The 11,634-nt window shown below is 39.1% G+C and carries 13 protein-coding genes; 3 read left to right on the top strand and 10 right to left on the bottom strand.

Annotated elements, in window-relative coordinates:
* Positions 1-256: 256 nt before the first annotated feature.
* The 4 genes from EO120_RS04445 to EO120_RS04430 form a co-directional block, all read right to left on the bottom strand.
* Positions 257-1,567, bottom strand: a complete 1,311-nt coding sequence (locus EO120_RS04445; protein ID WP_127134279.1) for a DUF445 domain-containing protein — start codon at positions 1,565-1,567, stop codon at positions 257-259.
* Positions 1,567-2,799 (bottom strand): DUF445 family protein, encoded by a 1,233-nt coding sequence (locus EO120_RS04440; protein WP_127134278.1) that lies wholly within the window; start codon positions 2,797-2,799, stop codon positions 1,567-1,569. The genes EO120_RS04445 and EO120_RS04440 overlap by 1 nt, the downstream gene beginning before the upstream one ends.
* 15 nt (positions 2,800-2,814) lie before the next feature.
* A complete protein-coding gene (locus EO120_RS04435; protein WP_127134277.1) occupies positions 2,815-3,519 on the bottom strand; it encodes an MBL fold metallo-hydrolase in 705 nt (234 codons plus the stop codon).
* 416 nt (positions 3,520-3,935) lie between these two features.
* A complete protein-coding gene (locus EO120_RS04430) occupies positions 3,936-4,292 on the bottom strand; it encodes a winged helix-turn-helix transcriptional regulator (RefSeq protein ID WP_127134276.1) in 357 nt (118 codons plus the stop codon).
* Positions 4,293-4,789: 497 nt separating this feature from the next.
* Here EO120_RS04430 and EO120_RS04425 point away from each other — a divergent pair, with 497 nt between their 5' ends.
* Positions 4,790-5,419 (top strand): NAD(P)-dependent oxidoreductase, encoded by a 630-nt coding sequence (locus tag EO120_RS04425; RefSeq protein ID WP_127134275.1) that lies wholly within the window; start codon positions 4,790-4,792, stop codon positions 5,417-5,419.
* Between the two features lie 209 nt (positions 5,420-5,628).
* Entirely contained in the window at positions 5,629-5,811 is a 183-nt protein-coding gene (locus EO120_RS09345) for a hypothetical protein (protein ID WP_338142080.1), read from the top strand.
* Between the two features lie 171 nt (positions 5,812-5,982).
* On the opposite strand, the gene pta is transcribed toward EO120_RS09345, so the two are convergent.
* From pta to EO120_RS04390, 6 genes are all read right to left on the bottom strand, one after another.
* Entirely contained in the window at positions 5,983-6,981 is a 999-nt protein-coding gene (gene pta, locus EO120_RS04415) for a phosphate acetyltransferase (protein ID WP_127134274.1), read from the bottom strand.
* A gap of 95 nt (positions 6,982-7,076) precedes the next feature.
* The gene (locus EO120_RS04410; RefSeq protein WP_241234881.1) at positions 7,077-7,343 is read right to left on the bottom strand and encodes a helix-turn-helix domain-containing protein; all 267 of its coding nucleotides are present in this window, start codon (positions 7,341-7,343) and stop codon (positions 7,077-7,079) included.
* A 316-nt stretch (positions 7,344-7,659) separates the two neighbouring features.
* Positions 7,660-9,009 carry an NAD(P)-dependent oxidoreductase gene (locus tag EO120_RS04405; protein WP_127134272.1) on the bottom strand — a complete coding sequence of 450 codons (1,350 nt, stop codon included), beginning with the start codon at positions 9,007-9,009 and terminating at the stop codon, positions 7,660-7,662.
* Between the two features lie 333 nt (positions 9,010-9,342).
* Entirely contained in the window at positions 9,343-9,879 is a 537-nt protein-coding gene (locus tag EO120_RS04400; protein ID WP_127134271.1) for a cysteine hydrolase family protein, read from the bottom strand.
* Between the two features lie 60 nt (positions 9,880-9,939).
* The gene (locus EO120_RS04395) at positions 9,940-10,452 is read right to left on the bottom strand and encodes a phosphatidylglycerophosphatase A family protein (RefSeq protein WP_127134270.1); all 513 of its coding nucleotides are present in this window, start codon (positions 10,450-10,452) and stop codon (positions 9,940-9,942) included.
* A gap of 333 nt (positions 10,453-10,785) precedes the next feature.
* Positions 10,786-11,130, bottom strand: a complete 345-nt coding sequence (locus tag EO120_RS04390; RefSeq protein ID WP_127134269.1) for a zinc ribbon domain-containing protein YjdM — start codon at positions 11,128-11,130, stop codon at positions 10,786-10,788.
* Positions 11,131-11,328: 198 nt separating this feature from the next.
* Between EO120_RS04390 and EO120_RS09370 the strand changes: the two genes are divergently transcribed.
* Positions 11,329-11,397, top strand: coding sequence for a putative holin-like toxin (locus EO120_RS09370; RefSeq protein WP_420906949.1), 69 nt, complete (start codon positions 11,329-11,331; stop codon positions 11,395-11,397).
* Positions 11,398-11,634: the final 237 nt, after the last annotated feature.

Raw genomic sequence — 11,634 nt, 5'->3', positions numbered from 1 at the left:
TATTTGTATATGTCAAAACTCTGTTCACTCAGCATGTATAACCTATAATATTAACAAAAAGAGCAGCACCTCTATAAGAGATACTGCTCTTTTTTATATACTATAACTATTTAGCTATGGATTATAAGATAAAAAATGTGTGTAAAAACCGCAATAAACTCAGTAAATTACTGGGGTTATTGCGGTTTAAACTTATTTAAAGCAACTTTGCGGATAGACAAAAAGTGTTGTTACTAAAGGCGATATATTCAATAGACTACATGAACACCGCCAACAGTGGCACATATAAAAATTCAAGGAGTGACCACGTCACTAATCCTGCCACAGCGCCAACAATGGCACCATTGATACGAATCCAGCTTAAATCGTCTTCTACTTTTGATTCGATAAAGTAGATAAATTTATCCGTACTCAAGCCACCCAACACCTGGCGGATAACGGTTTCAATAAGATCATAACCATGTTCTAGTACATATTGTGCAATGTCTTGAATGGTATGTTCAATACGATGGCGTAAATCCTCATCTTTACCATACACATGCCACAGTCCAAGAATAACATTGACTAGAACCTGAGCTGGAGTTTCACCTTTTTCATCACCGACGATTAATAATTCATCCATATAAGGACAAATGTGATGTTCGATAACAGATTCCCAATCTTGTTCGCGAATCCAACGTTGCCACGCTTCATCAAGCGCGATGCACACTTCTTCATTGTCCTCCATATTGCGGATAGGACCTACCCATTGGCGCAGCCATGCTGTTCTTTCCGGACTGTTAGGTCTTTTCCAAGTTTCTAGCATAGCATACGTTTCTTGAATGATCGATTCTGCTAATTCACGATAATTGATAACATCCGTAGCTTCCGATACGGAAATGAGTAAATCTGTTAAAAATCCCTTTCGTTTCTTCTTATGAGCTTCCTCTGCCACCACTGCAGTGAGCCATGTTATCATAGCCGGATGATTAATGCGCGACTGCACCACACTGAGCACTTGTACCACCATCGGTTCATAGCGATTATGCTCACATAAATCTAACAAAACATGTTTTAATACAGGTACAAGGGAATGCTTGCGCAACAATTCTCGGATTCGCGCAGCCCCCCATTGTCCCCATTCCGATGCATGTTGCGATTGCCACAACAACTGCAATCCTTGGTGAATGACTAATCGAGCTGCCCTCTGTCCTTCTGGTGAAAGCAAAAATCGTTCCAACAATGGTACGAATTCTACATTGCGTAACAATGTGCGACAGCGCTCTTTAGTGAGCATCTTTGTTTCCACTAATTGGATAATTCCATTAATCAGACGATTTTTGTTACGCGGAATAAGTGCCGTATGATAGGGAAAACCAAGAGGCTTGCGAAATAAAGCCGTTACGGCAAACCAGTCCGCTACGCCTCCAATAAGAGCTGATTGCACAGCCCAATAGAGTGGCTGATACCAACTTTCACCATCGTAAAAAAATTGCCCTATAAACACAATCACATAGAGTACTGCAGTGATGGCAAGAATCGTATTAGCCCTCTGTTTTGGCGTCATCCATTTACAAGAACGAACCATCAAATCACCCCCTTAATGAATACTGTGATGCCGTGGAACAGCCCACCTAACACAGCACCTACCAAAGAACCATTGATACGAACCATTTGAAGGTCATAATACAATTTACCACGCACAATGCGAGTCATCTCATCGGGAGAATAAGGCGACAACTCAGCGCCTACTACACTATCGATGAGAGGGTTTAATTTTTGCAGCCACGAAATAGATCTGAGCAAGAAAAAGCGTTCAAATGGAGCTTGTTTATCTGGATTTAGCAAAACGTCTGTACCAAATACATGTAAACGGTGTAGTACCATGTCCATAATACGAGTCCAATCTACCGTATCACCGTCAATAAGTTTGCCTTCCCATTCGTCAAGAACCATGTGAATCCACTGATTTTTATGTTCTTCAATAAAATTCTGCCACTCTTGATTCGTTTCTAAATTGTTGAAAAACTTGATAGCTTGCCCCCACACATATCTGCCTAATGGTGAATCAAGAGATTCATTTTCTTGAAGAAATGTTACCGACTTCTTCTGCACCATTTCCACTAACCGTTCTGCTGAAAGTCCATCACCACCAAAAGCAATGGCCAGTTCCCTAAAAAAGGAATTTTTTGTATACCGCTTCATAATATCTAACATAACGCGATACAAATAAGGGTATACCTGATTCGATGAAATGACACGCTGACAAGTACGATTAAAATAGAGCCAAAATACAGTAGCCGTATTTCTTTCTAACATACAGCGACCAAATAAAATAACTAAAGGTGTTGCCTTCCAATTAGATACACCACAATAAACGGCCTTGTTAATCTCTTTGCGCATGGGCTCAATATCCATGTGAGACAACACTTGAGTGACTACACCATGCAAGAGATTACGCATTTGACGTTCTCCATTGTGACTCAGACTATATTCAATAATGCGCACCATAACTCGCTCTTTTTTAATAGCATAGTACATTTGCGGTACCCTGAGCAACTCTTCACTAAGCATGGTACGCCCTATTTTAATAAGCCGTTCTTTACTACGCGGCAAAATAGCCGTTTTGAAAGGTATGCCTAAAGGCTTTGTAAATAGCGCTGTCACCGCATACCAATCGGCGAGGCCACCAATCATGCCAGCTCCCGATATATGCATGACAAACGCCCAAAAGGCATCATCACGCTGTGGATATGAAATTAAAAATATAATGCTCATCACTACTAATAATAGCGTAGCCATCGGTTTTGTTTTTATCATCACTTGATCCTAATATTAGTTAATTGTGCACTCATCACCACTTTTTTGAGGTTGCCAAATCGGCACATCCTCATAGAGGGCCTTGAAATACACTGATGGAATCCATAGTGGTCCATTGACATGCATAGGGATGAAAGCTTTCTTAACTGTCACATAACGTAAGAATTCAATGGCCCCCCACTCCTGAGCACCTTCGAGACGATAATCTACAGGAAACATCGCTACATCTACTGCAAGTCCAGTCAATTCCTTAAACTCATGCCACGCCATGTATTTCGCATTTCGATTATTCTCAGGAGTATCACCAAGCCAATGCCACCAATTGAGATCCCCTGCATGAAATATAGTGTCCGAATCGATATTAGTAAAATCTGTTTTAATATAAAAAGAACCACCTTCATCGGTACTGCCATACATATGAATAGCTACATCATCGATGAGCGCATCTTGACCAGGACGCATGGTAATACACTTCTTTACCTTTCCATCTAGTGGCACATCTTGATGGCAAATATACCTAGTTCTAGGCCCATCAAACTCTGTAATAGACGGATTAAAATGATCGCCATGACTATGACTGATAAAAAACCACAACTCACGTCCACGCTTTGCCAACTGCCACACGATAGTATTAGGGTCTTTATAATAATCAAACACATAACAACGCTTCCCGTCATCTACTAGAAAGCCGCTATGTGCCAAAAAAGTTACGTTTAGCATTATTATCAATACCTCTTTATATATGAGAATTTATATCATCTGTATTTTTTATTATACCATATCTATCACTATAAATGGTGAAGAGATGGAAACAGGACTTAAAAATTCTACGTTAAACAGAGTAAGAGACTCATCCTTCCCGCCAAATACAAAAGAGATGAGAACAGGAACCTAAAAATTCAGGAGCGCTTAACGGCCTTTGGCCTACGCAATTCATTTTTAGGTTCCTGTTCTCATCTCTCGTTTTAACCTATGCAAAGGACGAGTCTCTTCTCTATTGATATAGATGAAATTAAAGTCCTGTTTCCATCTCTCACTTCAACGGTGGTAAATATGGAGATAATAAAAAATACACAGGATATCTTTCGATCATCTGTAAAGAGGGATTGATAATACCGCTCTGCATCACCTTCAGATTAAATGCGTCCAGTTGTTTTCATGAAGTCTATGTATTTATATCCCCATGTTTCTAGTGAATCTAATACACTTTTAAATTCCCCGCCTACTTCGGTGAGGCTATATTCTACTTTTGGTGGTATGGTGCCATATACTTGTCGATTTACGAGGCCGTCATCTTCAAGTTGACGAAGAGCTCTCGTCAACGTCGCTTGGGTAATGGGATGTAATCGTCTTTCTAACTCACGAAAACGCACAGGGCCATCCGATAATTCGTGCATAATGAGCAGCGCCCATTTCCCACTCAATAATTTCTGACTCGTTGCATAAGGGCATCTTCCAACGAGATCATGTACATTTACTAATTGTTCTCCCATAAGGACTCCTTCTGATAGTCCCTCACCATGATAGATATCTATTATAATATATAGTAATCATATCTAGTCATGTAAGGTCTAATTTTATTTATATACTGATATACGATATAGAATTACATATTGTTTCCATTTACCAATGATAACACAATTTGAAAGTTATTCAAGTATTTTATAGTATCTTTTCTATAGGTACAAAATATTTTGTAATTTTTTTATTCAATAAATACCACAATTCTATCACTTTTGATAGTACCTATCTAAAATAATTCTACTGTACAAAATATTTGTATCCTCCTATAATAAGGTCATCAGGTGAGCACAACCTAGTGTAACAGCAAATAATCGAATGTTAGATAATGGGCATTAGCAAAACATGCCATGTATGATCCTATTACCTAATGTTAGATAGTCAGCTTTCACAGTGAGTATGTGTTCCACTAACAGATTATTGATTATATACATAACAAGCGTTAGCTTTCACAAAAAGGAGAATCATCATGAACATTTTAGTAATCGGTGCAAATGGTAATGCAGGTCGTCGTATTGTTGAGAAAGCCCTAAAAGCAGGTCATCAAGTAACTGGCGTTGTGCGTCGCGAAGGGGCCATCGAAGGCATTCCTACCATTATAAAAGATGCGTTATCATTAACAAAAGAAGAATTAACACAATTCGATGTAGTAGTAAACGCTACAAGCGCGTTTACGCCAGATACATTCTATTTACAAGAAGATTTAACAGTATTGTTGTTACAAGCATTAGCAGACACTAATACACGTCTTATCGTTGTAGGCGGTGCTGGTAGCCTTTATGTCAATGAAGATCACAGTGTACAATTATATGACACGCCTGATTTTCCTGCAGAATACCTTGGTCTTGCGAAAGCACAAGGTAAAGCGTTAGATATTATCCGCAAATTCAGCAATGTGGATTGGACATTCTTCTCCCCTGCAGCTATTTTTGACGCCGAAGGTCCTGAAACTGACAACTACACATTAGGTAGCGAAAATTTCATCGTAAACAACGAAGGTCAACCGTATATTTCCTACGAAACATATGCACAAATCCTCGTTGACGAAATTAAAAACCACAAATTTGGCCGTCAACGTTTTACAGCTGTACAAAACTAATTATCTAGCAACATCATATAGTATTGGTTATCAGAGGAGCTCATGATGACACACGAAGAATTAAAAACACAAGTACAAGCATTAGCCGATGCAATATCTAGCAATGAAGCAGTTAAAACATTTGCCAATGCATGGCTTGCTGCAGAAGGTACTGATAAATAAGCCGAATTAACAAAAAATTAGGCTCTATTGTAAAACAAAATATCGCTTTGATTGATGAAACAATCGACTTTATGAGCTCTCCAACAGCAGCAGAAATATTTGGTCAAGAAACAGCCGATTCTATACGTACTCACGCAGAAGAAATCAAATCGCAAGGTGCTGAGTTTTGCGATTGCCCTGGCTGTACAGCAGCAAAAGACATTATCGATCATTTAAACGAAATCAAATAATACGAATCATACATTATAGAAGCACCAGACATAACAAATAGGCTGGTGCTTTTCAATTATAAGTTGTAAGGTTATGAAGTTATCAGTTCCAATTATTACCTTGAATTCAAAGCATATATAGCAAAAAAGCCGACTCCAAGAAATCGGCTTTTTTCTATTACATATATTGTATTAAATGCTTTCAACAGCAGCGATAGCAGATACGTCTACGATGTCTTGAGCGGAGCAACCGCGGCTCAAATCGTGAACTGGTTTAGCCAAGCCTTGAATCAATGGTCCAATAGCGTCAGCGCCAGCAAAGCGTTGAACTAGCTTGTAACCAATGTTAGCAGCTTGTAAATCAGGGAAAATCAAGATATTTGCTTTACCTGCTACATGGGATTCAGGAGCTTTTTTAGCCGCTACAGAAGGAACGATAGATGCGTCCAATTGCAATTCGCCGTCGAATTTGAAGTCAACATTGCGTTCTTTCAAAATGTTAACAGCTTCTACAACTTTGTCTACTTCTGGAGTAGATGCGGAACCTTTTGTAGAGAAGGACAACATGGATACACGAGGGTCAGCCATACCCACAACTTTGCGAGCTTTTTCTACAGTGGATTCAGCGATATCAGCCAATTGTTCAGATGTAGGATTTGGCAATACACCGCAGTCGGAGAAAATCAACATGCCTTCATCGCCATATTCTTTTTTATCTGTGAACATAACCATGGAAGAAGATACAGTTTTAAGACCTGGTTTTGTGCCTACAACTTGTAATGCAGCGCGCAATACAGATGCAGTAGGAGTAGCAGAACCAGCAACCATGCCATCTACAACGCCAAGGCGAACAAGCATAGCGCCGAAGAACAAGCAATCACCTTTCATTGTTGCGTCAGCTTTTTCAGGAGTCATACCTTTTTTAGCACGCAATTCTACGAAAGTGTCTACCATTTGTTGGTAACCATCGTAATTGTTAGGATCAATAATTTCTGCACCTTCTACAGATACGCCAGCTGCTTTTGCGGCTTCAGCGATTTCTGCAGGATTACCTACTAATACAGGTGTACAGAAACCTTCTTTCAAAATAATTTCAGTAGCTACCAATACGCGTTCGTCCTGATATTCAGGCAACACGATTTTTTTACCTAATGGTTTTACTTGGTTTTTCAAATTTTGAATTAACTCCACGATTTTTGCCTCCTTAATATTGGCACAATGGCCTTATCAATAGTTCTATTATAGCAAATTCGCGGTATTGGTGAAAGTATTAATTCTATAGCATATTAATGAAAATTTATATTATGATCATCGTCCAAAGGTAACGATAGTGAAGTGATGGGATATTCTAATGTGACGATGCCTTCAGGGCCTTCGAAAAATGTTACAAAAGGCATATTATCAAGTCCTTGCAGGACTCTGTACAGTGTAGATAACCGAGGATCTACAGAACCGGTTTCGAGGTTACTAATATAGGATTGCAGTATACCAGTTCGGACAGATAGGTCCGACTGGGTCAGACATAATTGTTTTCGCCAAATGAGTATGAGCATGCCGAGGCGCCGTAGCATCGTCTCTGTCTGAGCTTCACAAGTTACGATGACAGGTTTCATAATAACCTCCTATCTCTCCATCAGAGCAACATACTCTTGCATTCACTATAAATATATAATCTATTAATCGCTATTTATGTTTTCTCGGTGACTACAAACTAATATAAAAACCCTCACGGCATATGTCAGTTCCATGAGGGTTACATTATATATATGATTGAATAATCAATACAATGAATTTAAATGTACTAAAATTACACCATACTATAGTTAAACCATAGGGTTAGCATTTACAATTACAGCGCCATGCAGGACATCACTCTGCACTGGCCATAGCCCGTTTAATTTCCATATATTTTACCATACCATCAACGGCTTTTTTTGCCTCCCGCATAGCCAATACTACGGTAGCTGGTTTATGTACTACGTCACCACCAGCAAATACACCTTCGCGACTTGTCATGCCATATGGTTCTTCGGAAGTAATGATGTAGCCTTTTTCGTCTACTGCAAGGTTATTGCCTTCTCCAACAAGACGTGCATTTGGTTTATGCCCAGCAGCGATGATAATTTTGTCGCATGGCATCACTTGATACTTACCAGTTCCGTGGATACCGGCACTATCTTCGTTAAGGGCCATTACTTCGTATTTAAACCCTTCTACTTTGTCTGTACCTTCTACACCAGCAGGAGATGCGAACCATTGGAATTGTACGCCTTCTTGACGTGCTTCTTCATATTCCGAGAACAGTGCAGGCATTTGTTCTTGGTTACGACGATACGCAACGGTTACAGATTCACAGCCTAAACGTACACAAGTACGAGCCGCATCCATCGCTACATTACCACCGCCAATGATAACAACCCGATCGCCTTGTTTCACAGGAATATCTTTTTCTTCCAATTCCCCATTGTCTACTAATTGTACATTTGTGAGTAAGAACATGGCTTGAAATACACCTGGGATTTCATCATTGTCCATGCGAACTTCTTGCGGAATATGTGTACCAGTACCAATGAAAATAGAATCGAAACCTTCTGCAAACAAGTCATCCAATGTTTTGTCTTGGCCGATGAAAGTATTACATACGAACTTTACGCCTAATCCTTCGAGACGTGCAATTTCACGGCGTACTACAGATTTAGACAAACGGAATTCAGGAATACCAAACAACAATACACCACCTGGTTCAGATTGGCCTTCAAATACAGTTACATCATAACCGAGTTTTGCCACATCACCAGCAACAGACAGCCCTGCAGGGCCGGAACCAACAACAGCTACCTTACCAAGGTCTTGTTTAATTTTCTTTGGTTTACGCAATTCGTTGATGCTTTCAAAATCAGCAGCAAAGCGTTCCAATTTACCAATATTGATAGGCGGTTTCTTAGCCTTGTTCATAATACAATTGCCTTCGCATTGGTTTTCACGAGGACATACGCGACCGCAAATAGATGGTAAATTCGTGCGTTCCGCTAAAATGTCATTAGCTTGACCAAAATTGCCGTGTGCAATAGCTTGGATGAATCGAGGAATTTCGTTTTCAATAGGACAACCCATGCGGCACAATGGTTTAGGACAATTTAAACAGCGTTTCGCCTCAGCCAACGCTTCCTCCATCGTATAATCCGTATCAAAATGTAGAGGTTTTAATTCATTACTCATGGCACATGCCTCCTAGTTATGCATACTATTCTACAGTATATTTTAGTTGGATATAATAGACTACGTCAAGCATTATAGGCACCGTATCTATACTAAAAGCAACCGAATATATGCATATCATTCATACATATACAACACGCCTATTACAGAGTATCTAACCAATATGCCGATACCCTTATAATAGGCGTTATCATTTCAATCTATATGCACGGTATAATTCATGACTAGATAAATCGAGCTAAACTAGAATGTAAATACTGATTAGAATTCAGATACTTCCTAGAATATAGATACTCACTAGAATGTAAGTGCTCAACAAAATGTAGATTAAATTTAGTCATTTATAACGTGGCACTGGCAACTACGCATGGTTTCTAAAGCAGCACGATGTTTTTCAGGAGTAACACCAGCACAACCAGCAGCATCAATAATGAGAGGCACCTCAGGGAGTCCTGCTTTCACAAGCAGCACATTAGAAACCACACATATATCAGTACAGAGCCCTACAATGGTAATATCCCCGATTGGATTCTGAGCATGCATATCTTGTAATTGACGAACCAAATCTAAGGACCCAAAACAAGGCTTCTCAATTACCCTCACATGCTCGTTGTTACGGGCTGCGTCAATCAAAGATTCGTGGATGTTCCAGCCCGACCTATGTTTCACACAATGCACTACAGGCAGATGTTGCCCTTCTTGAGTATCTAAATAATTAGTCTCATGAGTATCTTGAGTAAAATAAATAGGCCCGTCCCATTCAGCTACAAGTTGTTCCACATAAGGTACGATAACCTGCGCCTCAGGCGTACCTAGCGCACCAGAAATAAAATCATTTTGCATGTCGATAACAATTAAAATGTGTTCCATATACTATCCCTCTATTAATACGCTACATCTACTATTATTCTATCAATAGTTCGTGTACTATCATCCCGCCACTACTGCATGAATTACTCTCGTTGGCTCGTTATGTGCAATGCGTCCCGCTGCAGCTGCCGCTACAGCACCAACGAGGTCGTCTAGGAATGTATTGCACCGACCTCCTACCTTGCTATCTAATTGTTTAATAATACCAGGCTTTACCTTGTCTAAATAACCATAGTTAGTGAATCCGATAGATCCGTATAAATTAACGATAGATAAAGCCAAAATCTCATCGATACCGTATAAACCTTCATCATTCTCTACAATATTTTGTAATGGTTGTGAAAGTACACCTTGTTCTGTCAATTTATCTAACTCAATACCAGTAATAATAGCATTATGCACCTCTCGTTTATCAAGCACCGAGTGAACGCTATCAATACATTCCTCCATAGTGAGATTTGGCAAATACGGTTTCTGTACATACATCACAAGTTCTGCTATAGACTCTACCGTAACACCACGTTCAGCAAGCAAGTTATATGTATATGATTTTAAGGATTCATTAGATTCCATTACTATCCATCCTTTCCATAACATCAGTCCTGTGTCCATTCTTGTATATCTATCAACATTGCACTTTACCTGATATACCACTTACTAAGAAATAAATAGGTATAAAACTAATTTCATCTAGCCCCTAGAAAATATAACTCATTATACCACGAAAAAAGCCCTACCAACGTCTGTTAGTAGGGCAACATGAAATTTCAGCCATACGGCGTAGCTTTCATCTATATAATTATAACAATTGTTTTGCAGACTGTACGTGCAAAATCAACACACGATTGATAAATGGATAATCAGCGTAACATAAATTGCAAAAAACTGAAAGTGTTTTTCATCACACTAGATTTTCTTAACCATTTCAGATTTCAACGCCATAGCACCAAAGCCGTCAATTTTGCAATCAATATCATGTCCGTCACTAGCATCACTAATAAGGCGAATGTTTTTCACCCGCGTACCTTGTTTCAATACGCCAGCGCCTTTTACTTTAAGATCTTTTACGACTACAACAGTATCACCATCGTTCAATTCGTTGCCGTTTGCATCACGGATAACACCTGCTTCCGCTGCTGCAGCCGCATCAGCCTCGGTCCACTCATGACCGCACATAGGGCACACAAACATATTGCCATCTTCATAAGTATATTCATCGTTACATTTAGGACAATTTGGTAAAGTTGCCATTTACATCTCCTTTAGTTTTTACATATAAATACTATCATAGAATATGAGTACTACCATTGTATTACATCAACTCGTGCATGCACAAGTTGTACGAAATTAATCCGTATTTTTCAATATTCAATCTCTACTATATACTTATAATGAAAGAGCCAGTAACGTAAGTTAGGTTCATCTCCGTCTTTTCGAGGAGGTGGCATTATGCCTGTATATGAAGCATTATCATTAATGATTTTGTTCGCTACCCTCGTAGTGTTGATTCTTAAGTAGTAATTTATATTACAAAAAAGATAAACCTAACGTTTAAAACTAAGTACACCACTACTTAGACACGTTAGGTTTATCATATTTCCAATTCTATGATGAGCCTAACGCCTAGAACACGTCATTGGCTCTTTTGTACTTATATTATAATCTACATATAATCGGCTGTCAAACTCGCCATATCCATATCCATATCCATATCCATATCCATATCCATATCCATATCCATATCCATATCCATAT

Source organism: Veillonella caviae (assembly GCF_003992125.1).
In the GTDB taxonomy this organism is placed as follows: Bacteria; Bacillota; Negativicutes; order Veillonellales; family Veillonellaceae; genus Veillonella; species Veillonella caviae.
The sequence above is the reverse complement of the archived record's forward strand: the minus strand, read 5'-3'. Positions and strand labels throughout refer to the sequence as shown.

Coding starts and splice junctions, on each gene's coding strand:
- EO120_RS04445 (WP_127134279.1), bottom strand. CDS start 1,567: ATGGTTCGTTCTTGTAAATGGATGACGCCAAAACAGAGGGCTAATACG.
- EO120_RS04440 (WP_127134278.1), bottom strand. CDS start 2,799: ATGATAAAAACAAAACCGATGGCTACGCTATTATTAGTAGTGATGAGC.
- EO120_RS04435 (WP_127134277.1), bottom strand. CDS start 3,519: ATGCTAAACGTAACTTTTTTGGCACATAGCGGCTTTCTAGTAGATGAC.
- EO120_RS04430 (WP_127134276.1), bottom strand. CDS start 4,292: ATGGGAGAACAATTAGTAAATGTACATGATCTCGTTGGAAGATGCCCT.
- EO120_RS04425 (WP_127134275.1), top strand. CDS start 4,790: ATGAACATTTTAGTAATCGGTGCAAATGGTAATGCAGGTCGTCGTATT.
- EO120_RS04410 (WP_241234881.1), bottom strand. CDS start 7,343: ATGCTCATACTCATTTGGCGAAAACAATTATGTCTGACCCAGTCGGAC.
- EO120_RS04405 (WP_127134272.1), bottom strand. CDS start 9,009: ATGAGTAATGAATTAAAACCTCTACATTTTGATACGGATTATACGATG.
- EO120_RS04400 (WP_127134271.1), bottom strand. CDS start 9,879: ATGGAACACATTTTAATTGTTATCGACATGCAAAATGATTTTATTTCT.
- EO120_RS04395 (WP_127134270.1), bottom strand. CDS start 10,452: ATGGAATCTAATGAATCCTTAAAATCATATACATATAACTTGCTTGCT.
- EO120_RS04390 (WP_127134269.1), bottom strand. CDS start 11,130: ATGGCAACTTTACCAAATTGTCCTAAATGTAACGATGAATATACTTAT.